Origin of the sequence: Shewanella sp. 10N.286.52.C2 (assembly GCF_002874545.1) — a bacterium.
Taxonomy (GTDB): domain Bacteria; phylum Pseudomonadota; class Gammaproteobacteria; order Enterobacterales; family Shewanellaceae; genus Shewanella.
In genome coordinates, this window is record NZ_MCTV01000033.1 from 18033 (window position 1) to 40529 (window position 22497).

Here is a 22497-nt window from a genome sequence, read left to right on the forward strand (position 1 = left end):
ATGGGTTAATTGATGGGCGTTATGAATAGAAAATAATGGCCTATAAAGTAAAAAGCCAGCTTGTATCTATGATGCAAGCTGGCTTTTTTTATCATTAAGAATCAATCAATCGTTAGTGCGACAATCTTAAGGGGATGGTTGTCATCAAAAGACGGGAAGTCTTCATGGCAATGCAACCATTCAATTGAGCTGACACTGCGGTCTTGTTTTTCAACACAGCGCACTAAGCTGTTGAGCCAGGCTTGTCGTTCCACTTTGGCGACATTGTTACAGCACACTATGGTGCCACCACTTTTTGTTGTTAGCATTGCAGGCTTAAATAAACCTTGGTAATCATTAATCAGATCAACGGTGCCAAATGGGCTTTTTGCAAAACGTGGCGGATCTAAAAATACCAAATCAAATTGAGTCGCAGCTAACTTAGGGTACTTAGGTAATTTTTGCCCGCGGCGCCCACCAACCTTAAGACCAGCTAATTGACGCAGCGCAGGAAAGGCATCGCTTTGAATGAACTCACAAGTATCAGCCACCTCATTGAGCTCAGCATTCTTTTTACCCGCAGCCAAAGCAAATGATGAGAAATCCACATTAACTGCCCGAGTTGCACCGCCTATGGCTGCTGCAGTGCCAATACCGCAAGTGTATGAAAATAGGTTTAGCACGGTTTTGCCTTGGCTATTGGCTCTGACATATTCTCTACCGATACGCATATCGAGAAACAATAACGGGTCTTGGCCTTCATGGCGTAATTTTGAGGTGAACTTGATGCCATTTTCTTGGATAACTTGCTCTGAACAGGCAAAGTCATTGAAGTCATCAGCAAGATTATTTTCAATGCGTGAATTACGTTTAGCACGGTCATTGTAGATAATAGGTAACTCAATATGTGCGTTAAGGACTTCAGTTATTTGCGCAAGCTGTTGCTCAGTTAAGGTCTGATGGAATGTTTGAATGAGCCATGCATTACCATAACGGTCAATATTAAGACCATTTTCGCCTTCAACTGTGCCATGAAATACCCGAAAACAATCGGTTTGTTGAAGCGCTGCTTGTTTAAAAAATTCAGCGCGTTGATTAATGGCGTGAGTAAGAGAAGACTGCAATGACATAATTGTGCTCGTTAGCATTAAAAAGGCAAAAAGGGATTATATCAAGCTTCGAGTTACTTGTCGGTATGTGTTACCGCTTCTGAAGGAGGATTTATATGCCCTCTGTAACAAGCACTGAAATCAAGCTCTCATATTTATTTTTAAAAGTAACAAATTGTAGCCTTAGCCATATTTTTCATCGAAAATATCCACACTCTTTAACGAAATCTGTTACCTTTTTACATCCTGTAAATATCTGAAAATAATCGAAATAGTTTTTTATATTGTAATTGTCGAGCGAAATAGCAGATGACTCTAAGTTGGGGTTGTAAGACCATTTATGCTCCGTCAACTCAAGAGTATGCCGTAGCGGTTCTCTGCTTTAGTTATTCCAAGTATTCGCTATTTGATTAATTTTTCGATTTAGTTAGTTGTAAACGACGAGGTTCACTTGAATCACCTGCTGCGCCATAAACTATTACCTGCTTTATTGCTGTTCTTTTGCTGTATTTTTGCGACATCTGCTAGTGCAGAAAAGCCTGCCGCATTTGATCTATTAGATGAGATCGCCAGCAGTGAACACGGCCAACAATTAACTAAGTTATATCATGAGGCTGATAAAGATCCTGAGGGGAGTTTAACGGCTTTAGAGCAACTTAAATCTCAAGGTGTCATCGATGATAATGACTATTTTCATACTATTTATTATCTGATCCTTTATAACATTCAATTTGTACTGTCTGATGTTGAGGCGGCGGAGCAAACAGCTAAAACCTTATATCAATTTGGCCTAGATAGCGGCCAAGACTGGATTGTGGCCGAAGGCCTAACCATTAAAGGCACCTTGGCGGCGAGAAAAAGTGAAGGTAAAAAAGCGCTGCGACTGATAGAGCAAGCGATCAGCTTAGCCGAACAACTGCATTATGACCGCTTACTGGCTCGTGCACTTAATATACGAGGCATAATTCACTCACGTAGTTTAGCTTATGAATTAGCGATTGAGGATTATCAAAGAGCGATTAAACTGGCTGAAACCACCAATAATAGCGATTTTGTATTTAAGTTATATTCAAATATATCAGTGCTTTATTCTATGGTTGAAGATTGGCCTAGCGCGATTGAATACAATAAAAAAGCCACTGAGTTATATCTTAAAAGTGATAATGTCAGCTTTGAGTACTTAGTGATCCTATACAGTAATGCTAGTAACAATATGCTAGAAATTAATGATATAGAAGCGGCGACCCAATACAGTGAAAAAAGCATTGCCGTGGCACGGGAGTCCAATAATAACCAGCTTATTGTCAACGCCTTAATGACCCAGACCCACTTATTAATTAGTCAGCAACTCTTTGCTGAGGCTGAGCCAGTGGCAATGGAATGTGTTGAGCTCGCGAAGCAAGTGCATGATCAATTACCTTATAACGAATGCTTAATGGGTCTCGGCGAGGTCAGTTTATTTAAGGGTGATAGCGCCACTGCTGGTGATTATGCCAACAATGCCATGGCCGGGCTTAAGGCCATTGATAACCAAGACTCACTATTAAAGTCCTATGAATTATTGGCGCGAGTCTATCAAGCACAGCAGCGATACCCAGAGGCCATTGAGCAATTAACCACTTATTATGAAGGCACCCAAAAGCTGCTTTTCAATCAGCGTGAAGAACAGTTATTTGCCTTAAAAGCCTTGTATGAAGGCCAGCTTCAAGATGAAAAAATTGCCTTATTAACCGCAGAAAATGAACTGAAGGCCGCCACACTTGATAAAAAAGAGCTACAAGAAAGAATATGGTTGTTAGCTTTGGCTATTTTAGCTATTGGCTTAGTGTTATTAATTAGACGTTACTTTTTAAGTGAAAAGAACATCGATAGCCTGCGAACATCAAATAAAAGTTTGTATAAAGCTTCAAATAACGATCAACTCACAGGACTACACAACCGCCGCTATATCGAGCACTTTATTCATCATGAGCTAACCGCATTTCCGAATGCTTATTATTGTATGTTGATGATTGACTGCGATAACTTTAAAAAAGTGAACGATAATTATGGTCATGATACTGGGGATATCGTGCTCACAGAAGTGGCCAAGCGTTTATCGAACAGCATTCGTAAAGGGGATGTATTAGTACGATGGGGCGGTGAAGAGTTTATTATATTATTGCAAGTTGACGAAGCCGACCCCACCTCTCTGGATGAAGTGTTAAGCCGTTTTAATCAGGCTATTAGCACTGAAGCCGTTATAACTCCAGCTGATGATTTAGTGGTGACAGTATCGATTGGCGCAAGTCGACCGACAACAGCCAAAAGGCTAGTAGAAGAGTGGGATTCAATCCTCAAACTTGCCGATACCGCGTTATACCAAGCTAAACAAGCTGGACGCAATTGCGCGGTTATTGCGGAAAAATAACTTATTCAGGCAAATGCACTTTAAAGGTTTTATCGGCGATAACTTTGCCGTTTAGCTCTAGGGTCATGCGCCAGTTGCCGACTTTGTTGTCAATTGGCGCCCAAATACAGTCTCCAAGGTAAAACTTCCAATCGTTTTCTTTGATGTACACTTCACCATCGAAAGGCGCTTGAATATTGCCTTCTGCATCGGGAATATCGGGGTGATAAATACAGTAACCTAACACTTGATTTTTGGCTTTGCGAATACGGGTGACAAAGCCAAATTCAATGTCTATTTCAGCAGGCACATGTACGGTGGCTTTTAAAAATCTTGGCAGTTCATCACTATCAGAATCCCATTGACTGAAAATTCCCGCTTGAATAATACTGACATCTGCTTTTAATTTACTCATATCTTGTAGATCTCTATAGCTAACGCTAGTCCTTTCTTTAATCCTTGCTCAGCTGGCTAATAGCGGCTTGCATTGCAAACTCATAGCCCTGAATGCCTAAGCCGCAAATTACCCCGACCGCTTTATCTGATAAATAAGAATGATGTCTAAAAGGCTCGCGAGCATGAACATTTGAAATATGGACTTCAATAAACGGAATATTCACCCCAAGCAGTGCATCGCGCAGGGCGACACTGGTGTGGGTAAAGGCGGCAGGATTGATCACAATAAACTTGGCATCAGTGGCATGAATCGCATTGATAAGTGCATGTTCGGCATTAGACTGGATATGATCAAAGTCTAATTCGGCACCATGGGCTTGAGACTGACACTTTGCCACAATGGTGTCTAAGTTATCGCTGCCATAAAGGCCTGGCTCACGACGGCCTAATAAATTTAAATTAGGGCCATTAACTAGTAAAATCTTGGCTTTGGGCGTCATGCACTTTCCTTAAAATTGCTACTGATGAGTATTGATAATACCGAATAAGGTTAATTTATCATGTAATTATTGCCATAAGTGGATAAATTTTCATGGCTGTATTAAGGCGAGTTTGAAAACGATTGCAGCTTAATAATCAGATTTGTTTTTTCGTAGCGCTTTCGTAGCGCCGCGTTGCTTTTTGGCATCGACTCTGCGGCGTTGACTGCCTTTAGTCGCTTTGGTGGCAATACGTTTTTTTTGCACTATACCGACACTTTTTACTAGCTCAATAAACTGCTCTAATGCCAGCTGACGATTAAAATCTTGGCTGCGGCTTTGTTGGCATTTTATGATCACTTTACCGCTCTTAGTAATGCGATGATCGGCTTTGGCTAATAGCTTTTGCTGATAAAACTCAGGTAGCGATGACTGACGTATGTCAAAAATAATCTGCGCTGCAGTGGAAACTTTATTAATGTGCTGCCCACCAGCGCCGCTTGAACGGATAAATTGCCATTCAATTTCATTATCTTCGATGCTGACGCTGTTGGTTATCTTGATCATTATATGATTCTACTTTTTACCATTTACTTGGGTCTATTTAAGGGGGCTGATTCGAGTTTATTGTTTGTTACCACTTGAGTTTAACAAACTTTTGTTTAGTACTGCGGATAAGATTTGTTACTATCAATAATTATCTAGAAACTAGGCCACATTGACCGTTTGGAGTTGCTTTATGTTGTGCCAAATCCCCGATATCGCTAAAGGCGTTATTAGCTTATTCGTTAGTGGGCGTTTATCTACCCAAGACTATCGCACTCAACTACAACCTTTAATCACAGACTATCGCGAGCAAACTGGTAAGGTTTTCTTATACATAGAGGCGGACGTGTTACTTGAAGGTTGGGATGTCAGCTCCTTGTCTGGGGGCGATAAAGTGCAATTACCCCATTTTGATGCATTAGTGTTTGTCGGTGGCCCTGACTGGGTAGGCAATGCGGTTAATTTACTGGGTCCTTTCATGCAAGGTGAGGTGGCTTGGTTTCCATTAGAGCAAAAACAGCAAGCCATAGCCTGGCTACAACAATAATTTATTTGATTAACCATTCAGGGAATTAGAAAGTATGTCATTAACTCAATCATCTTCAAAAATAGCGGCAGTATTAAGCGCAGGTTTATTAATTATCGGTCTAAGTGCCTGTTCACCAGAAGTAGGCAGTGAGGCGTGGTGTAAGCAAATGAAAGAAAAACCTAGCGGTGATTGGACTGCTAATGAAGCGGCTGATTATGCGAAGCATTGTGTATTTTAATTGATTTTTTAGCATGATAATTTGTGATCTAAGTATTGCTTGATGAATTTAATGGTCGCGAGTGGTGAACTTTCAGTTACACTCGCAGTCATATTTACCGATTCAGTTACACAACTTAATCGCTAAGATTTAATCACTCAGAACCACTAAGGTACGCTTTGCACTCATTGGTCGTTATTCAAAAATATGCCAAGTATATGATCGCCGTTATGTTACTGCAGTTTTTCAGTACTAACTTTGGCGGGCATCAACTGCATCTTGGAGAAAGCGAACAAGAAGACGTAAATCATTCACATTTGGTTTTTTCTGCCCCAGTAGATATTTGTGATAAGAATGATGTTGATAGTTTATTTGCCGTAGCAGACCATCAACATGCGACCAATGATAATACTCAAAACCAAAGCTATGAGCTTTGTTTAGATTGTCAGTGTCACGGTGGTTCAGCCACTGCCATTGGCATTGTGGCTAATCTGCTGCCAAGTATTCCCTTTTCTGAATCACCAAAAACCTTCATTGAAGATTACTTACCGCCTGAATCTCGTCTAAGTTACCGCCCCCCTATCGCATAAATCCTTTTTGATTTTTATGTGATTAATATTATTTCTCACCATTATCTAATTTGTATCAATTCAGCTCAGTAGTGCCATCTAGTCTTTATTGGCTAAATGAGAAACTGTGTATGTGTCTGTCGCTTTTAGCAGTACTAACACACTGAACTTAGATAATTTTTTTACTGAAAAATATTAATCGTAAATTTGACAATAGCGTTTCAGTTAATACTGAAATCTAGGATTTATGATGAGAAAAACCCTCATTGCGACTGCAATTGCGATACCGCTATTTGCAGCTAACGCGCATAGTTCGACACCTGATGTCGACAAAAATATTGGCTCTAATGGGAGTCTCGCGGCACTAACGCAATCACAAACAGCAGTTCATTCAAGTGTGAATGTGTGGCTCCCCGAGTTAATGACGCAATTTGAGCAACTGCCTGAGGTGAGAGCCCAGAAAGTGTTGATGAAGCAAACTAAGCTGGCGTTAACTTCGGCAGATAATGCCATTTATAATCCAGAGCTTGGCTTGGATTATCAAAACGCCCCCGGTGATGACACTTACTCAATCGCAGTGAGTCAAACCATTGATTGGAGTGATAAACGCGGTGAAGCGGTTCGAGTGGCACAGTTAGAATCTGAAATGGTGCTAGCGTCAATTGAACTTAACCGCAGTCAGTTATTATCGCAGCAGTTACTGGCATTGGCTAACCTACAACAGAATCAGAAATTGTTGGCATTTAATCAGCAGCAATTTGATTCAGCCCAAAGGCAATTAGCGCTTGCTAAACAGCGTGCTGAAGTGGGCGATATCTCAATGGTTGAGCTGCAACTGATGCAATTGGATGTGGCCAATAATGCTGCTGACTTAGCGATTGCAGAGCAAGAAATGCTCAACGCAGAAACTGCCGTTTATGGCCTATTAGGGCCAATATTATTTTCAAACCCATCTCAATCTGCTGAAGTCATGACCCATAATTTACTGAATATTGACTACCTTGCCTTAGCTAAAATTCCGAGTTTTCAATCGGTATCGCCGCAATTGCCAGCATTAAAAAGTGCTTATCAACAAGTGATGCTCACCAAGCTGACAGTAAACCAAATGAAAGCTGATCTCGCTGAAGACCCAAGCATTAGCTTAAGTGCTGAGCGCGAAGGCAGTGACAATAAGTTTGCTGTTGGTGTCTCAATTCCATTGCAAATTCGCAATAACTACAGTGATGCAATCGCCACCGCCAGCGAAGATATTAGCATCGCAGAGCAAGCTTATTTAGTGGAAGAGCGACTCATGCAGCAGCAATGGATGCAATTTAATCGAGCGGTGCCGCGGTTGTTACAACGATATCAGCAGTGGGAGGATTTGGTGCAAAAATCAGGTCAGGCTGCATCCTCTGCTTTATCGACGCAATGGCGTAGTGGCGATATTGCCACCAGCGACTATTTGCAAAGTCAGCAGCAAATGAGCAGTAGCTACATTGCCGGCTTAAGGCTGGAGGCAAGCTTGTATGAAAATTGGCTTGCTTGGATGGGCAATAGTGGTCAGCTTGAGCAAATATTGCGTGAGCAATTGACCTCAAGGGATATGACCCAATCACTAAAAATAGCCAATTAAACCCACTATATTAGTTACTGAATATTAAGCATTCTTATGTTGTTGATTGACGTTTATGAACCGATAAACAGTCGCAAATGAACGCTATCGCAAAGCGTTATCAATAACCGCTTTTATATCAGTAAACCCCCGCAATAACTGCGGGACACATAGGTAATAAAGATGAAAAATATGCAACTAAATCCTTCTACACAGGCGATTTATCAATTTAAATCGGATGACATAAGTGCGACCTACTCAAACCGTCTCAAAGGTGGTTTTTTAAGAAGTATTAGCTTTGGGTTATTGATGGCTGTGACTGTTGGTATGGCTGTTGGTATGAGCGGATGTGTTTACGCTAATACGGATGCTGCACAGGCAAATATCCACAGCAGTGAAGAGCATGCTGCAGAAGCTCATGTGACAGAAGAGCAGGCTCCTGAAAATAATGAACCCCAAGATGAAAAAGGCGTAACTGAGACAGCTGCAGCTCTAGTCGAAAAAAGTAATGACACAGTCGATGATCACAGTGATGAAGCGCTGGTATTAAGCGAACAGCAACAACAACTTGCTGGTATTAATGTTGTCAGCCTCAGTGCTGGCACGTTTAATTTAGATGATGTTGCTACTGCCACATTGATTGTCGATCGCGATCGCACCATGACCATAGCGCCGCAATTAGATGTCAGAGTATTAAAGCGCCACGTCGTACCGGGGCAAGAAGTGACTCTAGGACAAGTACTGTTGACCTTAGGGGGGGTCGCAGTTGCGCAAGCTCAGGCTGATTATATTACAGCGGCCGCTGAGTGGAGCCGAGTAAATCGCATGAATAAGAATACCGTAACGGCCAGTCGGCGCTTACTGGCTCAAGTTCAAGCCGAGTTAACCCGAGCAAACCTTGAAGCAATTAAAATGTCGCCTGAACAGATAGTGGCGTTAACTTCAAAGCCGAGTGAAATAGGTAGTTTCAAATTACTGGCACCCATTAGTGGCCGTGTTCAACAAGATGTCGCCATGTTAGGGCAAGTATCTGCAGGCGGTGCGCCATTAATGCAGTTAACTGATGAGTCGCACTTATGGGTTGAAGCGCAACTGTCAGCTATACAAGCTGATGGTATTGAATCTGGCGATAAAGCCATGGTAAAGGTGGGCAAGGTCTCGATTGAAGGCACGATTATTGGTCGTTCGCATGAACTCAACCCGATTACACGTACCGAGCAAGTGCTTGTCAGTATCAATAATACTGAGTACGGCTTGCATGCAGGGCAATTTGCCGAATTATATTTACCTAATGCGCTTAATGGCGGTGTGGTGTTACCCGACGCAGCACTAACTCGCGGCGGTGATGGAGATTGGCAGGTGTTTATTCAAGTTGAGGATGGCTTTGAAGCGGTAGAAGTTGAAGTCGTTGAACGTCAACGTGGCATGAACATGGTTACCGGACTGGCACCAAACAGTCAGGTAGTGATTAGCGGTGCTTTCCTGTTGGCATCTGAATTGGCGAAAGCCGGTTTTGATATCCACAACCACTAGGAAGGAATAAGCCATGTTAGCTAAATTAATAGGGTCTGCCATCCGTAACCGATTGCTTGTCGGCTTAGCCTTGCTATGTATCGCTGTAGCCAGTGCGTTTATGTTACCCAAACTCAATCTCGATGCTTTTCCGGATGTCACCAATGTACAAGTCACTGTCAATACCGCGGCTGAAGGTTTGGCGGCAGAAGAAGTTGAAAAACTGATCAGTTACCCGGTTGAATCGGCAATGTATGCCTTGCCTGCAGTGACTGAAGTGAGGTCATTATCTCGCACCGGTTTGTCGATAGTGACAGTGGTATTTGCTGAAGGCACCGATATTTACTTTGCTCGTCAGCAAGTGTTTGAACAACTGCAAGCTGCCCGTGAAATGATCCCAGACGGCGTCGGGGTGCCAGAAATTGGCCCTAATACGTCAGGGCTAGGGCAGATATATCAATATATTTTGCGTGCAACACCAGAGTCAGGTGTCGACGCTGCAGAGCTTCGTAGTCTTAATGATTACTTAGTCAAATTGATCATGATGCCAGTGAGTGGTGTCACTGAAGTGTTATCTTTTGGCGGTGATGTTCGTCAATATCAAGTACAAATTGATCCCAATAAATTGCTCAGTTATGGCCTGACAATGCAGCAAGTCACCGATGCATTAGAAAGCAATAACCGTAATGCGGGCGGCTGGTTTATGGATCAAGGTCAGGAACAGCTAGTTGTTCGTGGCTACGGTTTATTGCCTGCTGGTGATGCAGGGCTTAAAGCCATTGGCCAAATTTCATTAACCGAAGTCAGCGGCACGCCTGTACGGGTAGCAGATATTGCGACAGTGGCTTATGGCAGTGAAATTCGTGTTGGCGCCGTGACTATGACTAGAAAGCAAGATGATAAAGTCGAAGTCTTGGGTGAAGTGGTCGCGGGTGTCGTACTTAAGCGCATGGGCGCAAATACTAAAGCGACCATTGATGATATCAGTGACAGAGTGGCCTTAATTGAACAATCGCTACCGGAAGGCGTATCGTTTGAGGTGTTTTACGATCAATCTGATCTGGTTAAACAAGCAGTGACGACCGTGGTGAATGCTTTATTAATGGCATTTTTCTTTATTGTCATCATCTTAGCGTTATTTCTAGTCAACATCAGAGCGACCTTACTGGTATTACTGTCTATCCCGATCTCTATTGGTATGGCACTACTTATCATGTCGTATTACGGCATGTCTGCTAACTTGATGTCTTTGGGCGGTTTAGCTGTTGCCATCGGGATGTTAGTTGATGGCTCAGTGGTGATGGTTGAGAATATTTTCAAGCATTTAACCAGAAAGGAAGGCACCTTAGCGGATGGATCAAATACTGATTCCAAAACGACTGACTTAACATCTACCGTTGCCAAAGTGATGAAAGCAGCTAAAGAAGTATGTAGCCCAATCTTCTTTGCTACTGCGATTATCATTGTGGTATTTGCTCCGTTATTTGCACTTGAGGGGGTAGAAGGTAAATTATTCCAGCCAATGGCGGTAAGTATCATTCTGGCGATGATTTCAGCCTTGTTAGTGGCATTAATAGCCGTACCCGCGATGGCGGTATATCTATTTAATCGTGGCGTTACCATCAAAAAAAGCGTGGTTTTAGCGCCGATTGAAGCAGGTTACCGTAAATTACTCGCATCAATCATGAATCGTCCAGTGACAGTGATGGGCACCGCCGTGGTGTTGTTTATTGCCAGCATGATGTTAGTGCCACGTTTAGGCACAGAGTTTGTCCCTGAACTTGAAGAAGGCACCATCAACTTACGTGTCACGCTTGCGCCAACGGCAAGTCTAGGGACATCGCTCGACATTGCTCCTAAAATTGAAGCCATGCTAATGGACTTTCCTGAGGTGGAATATGCGCTAAGTCGTATTGGCGCACCTGAGCTAGGCGGCGATCCTGAACCAGTGAGTAACATTGAAATATACATTGGCTTAAAGCCCGTCAGTGAATGGCAAAGCGCCAGCGATCGCTTTGAGCTACAACATTTGATGGAAGAAAAGCTGAGTATCTTCCCTGGATTATTGTTTACTTTCTCACAGCCTATTGCCACCCGCGTTGATGAATTATTGTCAGGGGTTAAAGCGCAATTAGCCATTAAGATTTTTGGTCCAGATTTAGATGTGCTATCTGAAAAAGGTCAACAACTTACTGAGCTTGTCAGTGCTATTCCTGGCGCTGTAGATGTATCACTTGAGCAAGTCAGTGGTGAAGCGCAATTGGTTATTAGGCCACTTCGCGATCAACTGGCTCGATATGGGTTAAGTGTCGATCAAGTGATGAACCTTGTTAGCCAAGGTATTGGTGGTGTGAGTGCTGGCCAAGTGATTGATGGTAATGCACGCTACGATATTAACGTACGTTTAGCGAAAGAGTACCGTAGCTCACCTGATGTATTAGGTAATTTGATCATGATGGGCGTAAATGGCACCCAAGTGAGATTAGGGGAAGTGGCTGAAGTGGGCGTTGAAATGGCGCCACCGAATATTCGCCGTGATGATGTGCAAAGACGTGTTGTGGTACAAGCAAACGTTTCGGGTCGTGATATGGGTTCAGTGGTTAATGATATCTATGCCATTGTGCCGCAAGCTGAATTGCCTGCAGGCTATACCGTTGTCGTTGGCGGTCAATATGAAAACCAACAACGCGCGCAACAAAAATTGATGTTAGTGGTGCCAATATCAATTGGCCTAATTGCCTTGTTATTGTTTTTCTCCTTTGGCTCGATCAAACAAGTCGCCTTGATTATGGCTAATGTGCCGTTAGCCTTGATTGGTGGTGTAGTAGCGCTTTATGTCACGGGCACTTATCTGTCTGTGCCTAGCTCTATCGGGTTTATCACCTTATTCGGCGTTGCGGTGCTAAACGGGGTGGTGCTGGTGGATTCGATTAACCAACGCCGGTTAACTGTTGAAGCTACTGACGGTGATGAAAGTCTATTTGATAGCGTCTATGAGGGCACTGTTGGTAGATTACGTCCGGTATTAATGACCGCGCTAACCTCTGCTTTAGGCTTAATTCCCATCTTGATCTCATCAGGTGTCGGCAGTGAAATTCAGCAACCCTTAGCGATAGTGATTATCGGCGGACTGTTTAGTTCAACCGCACTGACGCTGTTGGTATTACCGACTATGTATCAGTGGATCTATCGCAGAAAGTAGCCAGCTTTAAGTCAGGTAACAATTTTCCTGTATGGGTGTGAGTACTGTAACTACCAGTGTAGTTGCAGTGCTCCGGCTTCTCTATTGGTGATTAATCATCATCAATAAGGCGTTTATAAGCTCACTGAATCGACAAAACTGTCTCGTTTTAATTCATATATTTGGGTTGAACAAATATAAGTTTGCGTATTTGTTACTTTGACTAAGGCAGGGTAAAGTGGAAGGGAATAATCTATTTCGTTAAGGGAAGTAATGAAAAAAGTAATTATGCTAGCGTCATTGGTCGCACTTTGTGGCTGCAGTGCTGATAAGCCTCAAGAAGTGGAAATTAACTCAGCCGCTAATTCTGCCATTAACTCAGCCGCTAACTCGGACATTAATTCAGACATGAACAAGGCTAGTAACAAGAGTACCAGTAAGGAAAGTGAGGCAAACCCCGCGACGTTAAATGCTGTCGATACAGTAAGCCTGACAGAACCCCTGACTGCCAACATTGAAACTGAAAAACAGAAAAAGATCGCCGCTTTATCTACAACCCAGACTTCTGCGGCAGGTGAGCCATCTCAGTATTCTGTGGCAATTAATAATGAAAAATTTATTACGGATAATGTCGTTATCAAAACCGGTCAGTCACTGTTTAATATGCAAATGAATGACTACGGCGTTGCGAAGGGCTCTTTTGTTATTATCTCAAAGGTCACTCCACAGTGGCTTGAAAGCGACTTTTCTATAGATAACATAGCTAAAGAAACCTATCGACTTGCCCCCCATTCTGCTGATGCCGATTTGTATGCTTGGTATAAACAGTTAGCCGAAGATGTACGATTTAGCGTGGTTGAGTTAGAGGTCGACTATAGTGGCAAAGGTCATGTTCCGGAGTTTTAAATGCTAATTTTTAAATACGAGTTTTAAAATACGACAGTAAATAAGATTTTAAATCAGCGAACAAATAAAAAAGCCACAACAATGTGTTGTGGCTTTTAGCATTTATTAATCCTTATTTACGGCGACGAAGCGCTGCAAATGGTAATAATATCAATCCTAACCAACCCATAGAACCACCAGAAGATTTTTTCTTAGGTGGTTCAACCACTACTGGCGATGGAACATCACTTACTGTAACAGCTACAGCGGTGACAACATCTGCCACACCATCGTTTACCGTTAATGTAAATTCTAGTGTTTCAGAGCCAGAAGCAATTAACGGCGCAGTAAAGCTTAATTCAGCAGTATCTGTGGTGGTTAATGTTGCTGCTGTACCAGCGGTTTGTTCCCACACATAGGTTAAAGTATCTGCAGCATTAGCATCAATTGCTGTCGCAGTGAAGGTCACTTCTTCACCTTCATTAACTTCTGCGGCATTTGCCATGACCGAGACGCTTGGTAAACGGTTTTCACACGCGTAAGTGTCACCTGCGACTACATCTGAGAAAATGCTCGTTTGGATATTGCTAAAGGTTATATCATCAATATACCAACCTGCAGCAAATCCTGAGAATGGGTCAGGGACAACGGCTGAGTCAGTGGCTACGCGGAATCTAAACTGTACTTGGTTACCGTTGAGTGATTCACCAAAGTTAATGGTTTCAAAACCCCAGTTTATACCTGAGTACATGTCACGGTCAGCAATAGCTGCTTCTGTATATTCAAGGCCAGTATCCGTATAACCGTCGCCTTCAAATGTGGCGCCAGCCTCGATAACATCTACCCAGTCACCACCATTGATACTGACTTCAACTACTGCGCCATCGAAACCTTCTTCTAAATTATATAAATGCCAGAAACTAACGGTGTAATCCCCTGCGAAACCCACAGTCATTGGGCGAGTTTCATAGGCGACATCTGAAGTAAAGCTATTGCCTGTTGCTGAGATGAGCCCATCGAACTCATCCCATTGATCTAAACCGAAAGTGCCACCAGCCATATCACCGCCAGCCATCACATTCTCGCTAAAGTCATTCAACCTAGAAAGGGTGTTAAGATCTTCGTATTGCTCTGTACCCGTTAACTCGCGAGTTTCGAAGTCGACGTTAACCGTTGTTGATAGCAAATATTCATCAGCTTCAGCTCCCTCGGCAACATCAGGTACAAATTTCAGTACTAGCTCTTCGCCTGTTCCTGCGTTATCTAGGGTAAATTCTAATGGTGAACTGGTTGCTGAGCCAAATAGCGCAATATCATCAAAGCTAATAACTCCTTCATTGGCGAAGGTGACAGTATGATCACTTTCAACCATAACAGTCCCTGTCAGGCCTGCTAATGCTTCAGTACCATTATTCTGAATAGTGAAGCTAATGGTGCCAGTTTCACCCTTATCAAGAATGTTATCGCTTGAACAATATCCTGACATCAAGCCTTCGTAGTTGGCATTGAGCATGTGTTCACTTACTGCGTAAGTGGCTAACTCAGTTTCATATGACTCAACAACACCTGCGTGGTCGGTGGAGAAACGGCTTGGTGATTTCGCGCCGACACCCATTCCGCGTCTAGCGAAAGCGGCTAAGATCACTTTATAATCTTCAATATCGTTAGCATAGGCTGCAGCAAGGAGTGCATCACGGCCTTCAGTAAAGGTTGGCGCCATTGGCATCATTTTATAACCGGCAACTAAGTAGTCTTTCATCAAGCTCTTAGCTTCGTCGAAGGTATGACGTTCATCGTTAACTAAGCCGATAAATGAATCCCACAACATTGCAGCGTAGACAGAGCCCGAACCATGGACTTGTGGATTTCTTTCAACATAAGCAAATGTCGATGGGTTAATGTCCATATTAGTTGAATATGGGAACTCACGGATACCGTTTACAAAGCTTGCTACATAAGTAGTATCGCCATATGCGCCAGCGTAATCCTCGTTACCTGCTACTAAGTTATCTGCAGCATCTGAGCCAAATAATAATGCATGGAAGTCACCAAAACCTTCACCCATAGAACGTGCTTGATTACTGCTTAAACCCGAACCATTACCGACTAAACGGTTACTGATGTAGTGCCCCCACTCATGGGCAACAATGGCGTTATCCCAAGAACTGTCTTTAAAGTTACGGGTTAGGTCATTCTTGAACATTTCAATAGAAACAGTTTCATTTGCATCTAAAAGCGCATATATAGCAGCGCCGTCACTGAAGTTAATACCCATGCTTGGAATTGTGACTGTATCGTCAGCTCCGCCCATTGGTGCAGGGGTACCATCATCGATGTTGTTGGCAATAATCACCGCCACTGCGCCAGCGTCTTGGGCATTTTTAACTTTCACGGTGAAGTTACACGCGCCGCGGTCAATAATGGCAATTTTACCAGCAATATCAGCGCCATTCACAGAAGCTTCACAGCCATCTCTAATTGGGTCAACACCATCTTCAATACGAACTAAATCGCCCGAGATCTCATAAACATCGGCACCAAAACTTGAAAATTGGACAATGTCTAATAAACCCAATGCAGCGTGAGAAGTGATGGTTAAACCATAATCAACGCCGTTTTCAGCTTGAGTGGTTTCCCATAAATACATCTGCATGCGTGGTGACGCACCATCAGCAGGGGTCGACATGTTAGCGTTATCAAAGCCTGAGTTATCTTGTACTTCTACATTGAGCGGATCGCCTTCAATACCACCTCGATCATAGTTTACAGCTTGGGCATTACCTGCTGCTTCATCAAAACCATGATCATAATAATCATTGTGTAAGTAGTTGTTCATGTAGAACAAATTAACAATAGCGGCTTTGCGGTTGTTTATTGAGTACTCAGGTTCATTGACATTGTATACATAATCAAATGTGTTAGCGCTGGTGGTTTCTGCTTGGTAATCACCATTGGTGAAGCCTTGAGGTGCTACAGCATCAACATAGGCATTCACATTGTTACCTGAGGTAGTTGTTGCATCATCTGCTAACCAAGGGTCCATTGTGCTAATTGGTCCGTGGCTTAAACCTACTAATGGTGCATCTAAGTAAGGTGCGGTTAGATAAGCGTCAACATCGCTGCCTTCTGGAGCTGGCATCACATTGCCGTGTGGGCTATCCCAAGGCTTGCCGTCAGCATCAGCGTAGATACGGTAATCAAAATCAGCGGCATGACTGGTTAAGTTTTTCGTAAATAGGACTTCACCGGTTTTAGCTGAAATGACGTAGCTGAAATACTCAGACTCACGGCTATCTACAGAGCCTGTTTCAATTTCGACGTAGTGGGCAGCAACTAAGTTGTTTTTATATTCAAAGAATACTTTCTTTGCGCGAGGTTCACCCACCAACACTTTATCATTAGCTGTGTTAGTCACGGCAAATGTTTCATATTTTCCATTCGAAGACTTTGAGGCTAGGGTTATTGCGTTACTGTTGCCACCCATTGCCTTAAATGCAGCGTTTATTGAATTGGCAGCATCACCAAATGCAGAGTCAGTATTCTTTAAAATAGAAGCTGCTGACTTAGTATTGGCTGAAGAACTAAAGTAACCAGAAGAAGCAACAAGGTTTAGTTCTCTGTCCATCATGACATTGAATTCACTGTTAAATACTTCAACACCGGCAATTTCTTGCTTATATTTAGCAATAATCGGGCCGCGACCCATATCATGAGTATTTGCTAGAACCGCTTGAGCCAGTCCTCTTTTAGCTGATGACATACCCGTTAATTGAGCCAAATAAAAATCGGCGGCATAAGCCGTTTTGTTGGCTGTTTTTAGGGCGCCTAAGTTTGGCGTAGACTGATTTTTACCAGCCCATTGGAATGTGGTTTTACCTAGCTGAGCATCAAATTGATTTTTCATACCGCTGACGGTCGCGGCATTTTCAATTTTATTATACTTTTTAACAAGTTGAGCTTTATCAAATGATTTATAGTTTGGTGCCTCGTTCAATTCAGTGCTTAAAGCACTAAATGACATACTTGAAAGAGTTGCACCAATAACGGTGGCTATTGCTGTTTTATTAAAGTTCATGTCTCATCCTTAATCCTTAAAATTTTTACGGCCCCTCTATAAACTGAGGGTGTACAATTTGTAACATAAGATAGGCTTGTGTTAAATAATTGTTTTTTTTGCGGATTATCGGCTATATGTTTTTTGTGGGATTGGTGACTTGATTTAGATTTGTTACGCACGCATAGTGTTGTTTTAGTTGCAAAAAATACTTTAATGCTCACGGGGTAATAAATCATCTAACATAAATTTTTACTAAAATTTATGTTAAAAAATGGTAGGGTCGGGTTAGTGTAAAGTTTCTATTACTGGAACTAATGGAGCGATAAAGGAGCAGGGTGAGAGCATGAGTGTTTATTTTTTGCTCAAAGCTTTGCAGCCAGCCATAAATACCTTCTCAAAATAGTCGATATTCATAGCTGCTATCTTTTGTTTCCGACGAATACTCGCCTTCTTTGTTGTTTCCGCACGCAACATGCTTAACGTTATATGCCTCATGCAGGCCAAATTCTCCGCCGGGATCTTTCAGCTTGCTAAAATGTTGAGAAAATGCGTCGGTACTCATGATTGCTACTCTAGAAAAAGAGAGCATATGATCACAGCTCAACCTTTAGGTCAAATCAGATTTTATTGTTCATAAAACGTTCGCGAACTCCCCATGGATAAAGGAGTCACTTGAAGGTGAATTAACATTGGCAATATTAGCTGGTGTGATGACTAAACTGACTGGCTAACCCAGTTAAGTCGCAAGTATTTTGTTTGTGATACCAATCTCACCGCGGCTAATGAAACTCATCATAAAATTGCTGAAGCAAGGCGCGATTGCCATTAAGTATTAATTTTAAAATTAATATTACCTCCACCTTATAAACTTAATACTAATTAATTATTGAGTTTATTAGTTCTGCTAGCAATTGATTATTAGTTATCTGCTATTTTATTGGTTTGATATATGACGTTCTATTTTTAATGAGTGTATGAATTGCTGTTTTTCTCATTTTTTGATCTGTCAATTAAAATCCTGTCTATTTAAGTTTGAATTAAGCTTTTATTAATGTTTATTTAACACTTGATGGCGTATTTGGTTTCAATGTATTAGTTATTGATTATTTTTTATTTTTATTGGCGGCTACTTTTTAAAAGATAGATTCATGATTCATTCAAAGGTTTTTTATATAATAGTATTATCAATACCTCAAAAGTAGTATTGCTTTGATGCAAGGTTATTGTATTGGATTAGAACATTGTCACATTAATGATTTAAATAAATGTGAGTTTATATTTCCTGTGATATTACTTATTAAACTTTAATAAGTAAGTATTAAAGTTATAGCAATTGATGAATGCTAATAAATATAAATAAAGTTCCATTTGGAGTGATGATGAAATTACAAAAGCTAGCGCTAGCGGTGATGGTATCTGCAGTTTTTACAGGTACTGCAGTTGCTAAAGATGTTGATCTATACAAGAGTGAAAACTGGCAGCAAACCTTCCCTGAGCAATATAAAACTTGGGCTGAAACTGAGCAAAGCACACCAGCGTCTGGTGAACTTGACGATCTTTTAGCGGCTAACCCAAACCTAGTTTCAGCTTGGGCTGGCTATGGTTTTGCTAAAGACTATAACCGTGCTCGTGGTCATCACTATGCTTTGACCGATATTATCGAAACATTACGTGTAGGTCATCCTGTTGTTGGTCATGACGGTAAAGTCGTTGGCGAAGCAATGGCTGCTAGCTGTTGGTCATGTAAAAGTCCTGATGTCGCCCGTATGTATGACGAAGTAGGCGAAGGAAAATTCTCTGACAATGCATGGTCTACATGGGGCCATGAAATGTCTAACACTATTGGCTGTGCCGATTGTCATGAGTTAGGTAAAGAAGAGCTTAGATTGAGCCGTCCTTATACCGATCGTGCGATGAAAACGATTGGTAAAGATTTCGCTAAGCAAGATTCAACGATGCAAGCCAGTCAAACCTGTGCTCAGTGTCATGTTGAATACTATTTTGATGGCACAGACAGTAAAAAAGTGAAATACCCAACTGATTATTGGGTGCCTGGCGTAGAAACTGATTACAAAAAGTTTGTTAACTACACCGGTACTGATGGTTTATACCTAGGTTTTGCTGCTGAAGCACAACTTGCGTATTTTGACCAACGCGGCTTTAAAGATTGGACCAACGCAGTATCTGGTGCGCCAATGATTAAAGCGCAGCATCCAGAATTTGAAAACATGTTAGATAGAACAGAACATGCAATGGATGACCATTTAGAGTTTGGTTGTACCACTTGTCATATGCCGAAAGCGACTAACGCTAAAGGCGCTGAATTCTCTAACCATAAAGTGACTTTTGAAGCTGATAAATTGCCAGCAGACTGTCAATCTTGTCATGAAGCCGGTGACTTTAAAGAGATCCTTGATGAGCGTAAAGCTGAGATCACTAAGTTACGTTTCGATGCTAATGGCACCGACCCACGGTTAACTGAAGTACACTTTAAAGCACAAGCTATTTGGGCTGCTAATGGCATTAAAGGCCTAGAAGCTGGTCAAACTATTCCACAAGCAAAAGGCAACTATGAAGCTGCACTTAAAGCGAAAACACCATTAGCCGGTGAAATGAATAGCTTACTGACTAAAGTCAGAAATGCGCAATGGTTCTGGGATAGTGCAACAGCATCTCACGGTATTCATGCGCATAACCCGACTGAAGCAGTACGTTTGCTTGAAAAATCTAATAGCATTTTAGATGCAGCATTGACTGAAGCTAATGCATTACTAGCCAAGTACGCACCTAGCTACAAGTATGATGCGACTAAGTACGACACTAAAGCGAAGGTACAACCTTTAGTGGGTCTTGACTTAGAAGCAATGCAAGCGTCTAAAGAAATATTCTTAGATAAGCGCGTTAAAAAAGAATGGCCAGCAGAGCTTAAGTAAGCTCGCTAGTTGATTGAAATGAAATAGACTTTCCATACTGTTTATTTAAATTCAATCACAGTACAGATAGCCATTAAAACCAATGCCAGTCGATGTAAATCGACTGGCATTTTTGTTTTGATTTACATCACTTTATTGTCGCTTAAGCTGCATTTTCACTTACTGGCATGTTGGCCATAGTCTCCATTCACGAATATAGCTGTTCAAAAAAACTGCAAATAAGGTGTTGCTTAATTAGGATTACGATTGTAATCTTAATTGGAGATTACAACCGTAATCCTAATGTTTGAAGCAAACTTTATTGAAAGAAGCAGTATTTCAAACATCTTTTATCCAACACTGCATTGAAAAAACAGTATTGAAAAAATAGCATCGAAAACAAATAGCATTGGAAGTAAACGATGAAAGACATCAGCAATAGCGAACTATTAGTCCTTAAACAACTTTGGCAACGGGCACCTTTAACATCAACTGAAGTGGTTGATGCTCTGGCATTAAGTCATGACATGCATGAAAAAACCGTTAAAACCTTAATTAACCGCTTAGTAAAAAAGCAGGCGATTAGTTTTGAGAAGCAAGGTCGGGTTTACCATTATTCACCATTGATTGTTGAGCATGACTACACAGCTAAAGAGTCCGAATCATTTGTTGAACGTATGTTCTCTGGCAAGTTAACCCCTTTAGTGGCGGGTTTTGCAAAGAACAATAAGTTATCAGCTGAAGATGTTGCTGAATTAAAGTCATTACTTGATGATTGGCAGCAGGAGCAAAAATGATGCTGAATTGGTTTATGGAACAAACCGTAATATTAACGCTATTTTGTTTACCGATGATGGTGTTTCATCGGGTTATTTTGGCAAAAATCGGTGCCCATTATACTTATGTGTTATGGAGTTCAGTGCCGATACTATTGCTAATTTCAGTAGGTCAGCTGTGGTTTCCTGAGGGCTTTATGCACCTAAAGCTTTCATGGTTGTCATTGCCTGAGCCTGCTGCAGTCATGCAGCATTATCAAGTGCTTGCCACTGATACTATCAAGCTATCTTCTATGCTCATTAGCTCACTGTATCTCGACTACTTATACATCGCGATTATGAGCTTGTTATTATTGAGTATGGTGTACCAACAGACTCAATTTAATCCCATTGTGGCCTCAGCGGTTAAAGTCGCTGAAACCAATAAGGGGGTTGATATATTGGCTCATGAATCCGTTCAGTCTCCAATGCTGGTGGGGTTATTGTCACCTTGTATTCTGGTGCCGTTAAATTTCAAATCATTAGATATTAATCAACAGCAAGCAATCATCGCTCATGAAGCGTTCCATCATCAGCGTAAAGACTTATGGTGCAATGTCATTGGTTGTAGCGTGCTATTGATGTTCTGGTTTAATCCGTTGATGTGGTTTGCTTACAGGCGTTTTAGACATGACCAAGAGTTGTCGTGTGATGCTCAAGTAACATCAGAAATGGATAAAAATAATAAAATTGCCTATAGCCATGCGCTATTGGCCTACTCGCAACATGTTCCTTTGAGCATGTTACACACTCACTATGGAGATAAAACCATCTTAAAAGAAAGGATTATACAGATGAAAAAACAGCACGGAAAAAACACACTCGTCATCATGGGGATCACCCTAGCATTAGGTATCAGTGGATTAATAATAAACCAGCAAGTTCATGCCGGTTCACAAGCTAAGCAAGCGGAGACACATGTTGTCCCTACAATGCGTATAGACCCTATTTATCCTGCTAAAGCGGCAACTGCAGGGCTCAATGGCTATGTGCAACTGGAGTTTGATATTAGTCAATCCGGTAAAGTGTCGAATGTTGCAGTGATTAAGTCATCTCCTACAGGTGTATTTGACCAATCAGCTAAAGATGCCTTATCACAATGGGTTTATAACGAATCAGAAAATGGCGTTAAAAATGCACAAGTGCAGCTTGATTTTGTCATCCATGAGCCTGCTGCAGATGTAGAGCGCATTAAAGTGAACTAATGATAAGTGTCAGCAATACTCGTTTTTTTGAGTATTAACTGAGAGGTTTAGCTTGATCACCTAAACCTGAATTGATCATAAATTAGCATGTGATATATAGGTTGTTGGTTAAGATAAGGCTTA

The 22497-nt window shown here is 41.7% G+C and carries 16 protein-coding genes and 1 pseudogene; 11 read left to right on the forward strand and 6 right to left on the reverse strand.

The window, feature by feature from the left end; all coding sequences use genetic code 11:
- Positions 1 to 101: 101 nt before the first annotated feature.
- On the reverse strand, positions 102 to 1109 hold the full coding sequence (locus BCU94_RS12115) for a class I SAM-dependent methyltransferase (protein ID WP_102476522.1): 1008 nt from the start codon (positions 1107 to 1109) through the stop codon (positions 102 to 104).
- Between the two features lie 430 nt (positions 1110 to 1539).
- Here BCU94_RS12115 and BCU94_RS12120 point away from each other — a divergent pair, with 430 nt between their 5' ends.
- The gene (locus BCU94_RS12120; protein WP_102476523.1) at positions 1540 to 3498 is read left to right on the forward strand and encodes a tetratricopeptide repeat-containing diguanylate cyclase; all 1959 of its coding nucleotides are present in this window, start codon (positions 1540 to 1542) and stop codon (positions 3496 to 3498) included.
- A 1-nt stretch (position 3499) separates the two neighbouring features.
- On the opposite strand, the gene BCU94_RS12125 is transcribed toward BCU94_RS12120, so the two are convergent.
- The 3 genes from BCU94_RS12125 to arfB form a co-directional block, all read right to left on the reverse strand.
- On the reverse strand, positions 3500 to 3892 hold the full coding sequence (locus BCU94_RS12125; protein WP_102437633.1) for a DUF3859 domain-containing protein: 393 nt from the start codon (positions 3890 to 3892) through the stop codon (positions 3500 to 3502).
- A 37-nt stretch (positions 3893 to 3929) separates the two neighbouring features.
- Positions 3930 to 4373, reverse strand: coding sequence for a type II 3-dehydroquinate dehydratase (aroQ, locus tag BCU94_RS12130; protein WP_076538836.1), 444 nt, complete (start codon positions 4371 to 4373; stop codon positions 3930 to 3932).
- Positions 4374 to 4502: 129 nt separating this feature from the next.
- Positions 4503 to 4919, reverse strand: coding sequence for an alternative ribosome rescue aminoacyl-tRNA hydrolase ArfB (gene arfB, locus BCU94_RS12135; RefSeq protein WP_076538839.1), 417 nt, complete (start codon positions 4917 to 4919; stop codon positions 4503 to 4505).
- A 172-nt stretch (positions 4920 to 5091) separates the two neighbouring features.
- On the opposite strand from arfB, the gene BCU94_RS12140 reads away from it, so the two are divergent.
- From BCU94_RS12140 to BCU94_RS12170, 7 genes are all read left to right on the forward strand, one after another.
- Positions 5092 to 5445, forward strand: coding sequence for an STAS/SEC14 domain-containing protein (locus BCU94_RS12140; RefSeq protein WP_102437635.1), 354 nt, complete (start codon positions 5092 to 5094; stop codon positions 5443 to 5445).
- A 34-nt stretch (positions 5446 to 5479) separates the two neighbouring features.
- Positions 5480 to 5665: a DUF3012 domain-containing protein gene (locus tag BCU94_RS12145; RefSeq protein WP_102476524.1), complete on the forward strand. Its 186-nt coding sequence runs from the start codon at positions 5480 to 5482 to the stop codon at positions 5663 to 5665.
- Between the two features lie 158 nt (positions 5666 to 5823).
- Positions 5824 to 6234 carry a hypothetical protein gene (locus BCU94_RS12150; protein WP_241903494.1) on the forward strand — a complete coding sequence of 137 codons (411 nt, stop codon included), beginning with the start codon at positions 5824 to 5826 and terminating at the stop codon, positions 6232 to 6234.
- A 229-nt stretch (positions 6235 to 6463) separates the two neighbouring features.
- Positions 6464 to 7828 (forward strand): TolC family protein, encoded by a 1365-nt coding sequence (locus tag BCU94_RS12155; RefSeq protein ID WP_102437639.1) that lies wholly within the window; start codon positions 6464 to 6466, stop codon positions 7826 to 7828.
- Between the two features lie 162 nt (positions 7829 to 7990).
- Complete coding sequence (locus tag BCU94_RS12160) at positions 7991 to 9340, forward strand: efflux RND transporter periplasmic adaptor subunit (protein WP_241904994.1); 1350 nt, start codon at positions 7991 to 7993, stop codon at positions 9338 to 9340.
- A 13-nt stretch (positions 9341 to 9353) separates the two neighbouring features.
- Positions 9354 to 12521 carry a CusA/CzcA family heavy metal efflux RND transporter gene (locus BCU94_RS12165; protein WP_102476525.1) on the forward strand — a complete coding sequence of 1056 codons (3168 nt, stop codon included), beginning with the start codon at positions 9354 to 9356 and terminating at the stop codon, positions 12519 to 12521.
- 252 nt (positions 12522 to 12773) lie between these two features.
- Complete coding sequence (locus BCU94_RS12170) at positions 12774 to 13406, forward strand: hypothetical protein (RefSeq protein WP_102476526.1); 633 nt, start codon at positions 12774 to 12776, stop codon at positions 13404 to 13406.
- A gap of 112 nt (positions 13407 to 13518) precedes the next feature.
- On the opposite strand, the gene BCU94_RS12175 is transcribed toward BCU94_RS12170, so the two are convergent.
- A complete protein-coding gene (locus BCU94_RS12175) occupies positions 13519 to 17460 on the reverse strand; it encodes a rhombosortase-dependent M36 family metallopeptidase (protein ID WP_102476527.1) in 3942 nt (1313 codons plus the stop codon).
- A 333-nt stretch (positions 17461 to 17793) separates the two neighbouring features.
- Positions 17794 to 17955: pseudogene (locus BCU94_RS19810) on the reverse strand (ISAs1 family transposase); the annotation flags it as partial.
- Positions 17956 to 18821: 866 nt separating this feature from the next.
- Between BCU94_RS19810 and BCU94_RS12185 the strand changes: the two are divergent.
- From BCU94_RS12185 to BCU94_RS12195, 3 genes are all read left to right on the forward strand, one after another.
- Positions 18822 to 20375: an ammonia-forming cytochrome c nitrite reductase subunit c552 gene (locus BCU94_RS12185; protein ID WP_102476528.1), complete on the forward strand. Its 1554-nt coding sequence runs from the start codon at positions 18822 to 18824 to the stop codon at positions 20373 to 20375.
- Positions 20376 to 20776: 401 nt separating this feature from the next.
- Positions 20777 to 21151, forward strand: a complete 375-nt coding sequence (locus BCU94_RS12190) for a BlaI/MecI/CopY family transcriptional regulator (RefSeq protein ID WP_102436565.1) — start codon at positions 20777 to 20779, stop codon at positions 21149 to 21151.
- Complete coding sequence (locus BCU94_RS12195; RefSeq protein WP_241903462.1) at positions 21148 to 22374, forward strand: M56 family metallopeptidase; 1227 nt, start codon at positions 21148 to 21150, stop codon at positions 22372 to 22374. The genes BCU94_RS12190 and BCU94_RS12195 overlap by 4 nt, the downstream gene beginning before the upstream one ends.
- Positions 22375 to 22497: the final 123 nt, after the last annotated feature.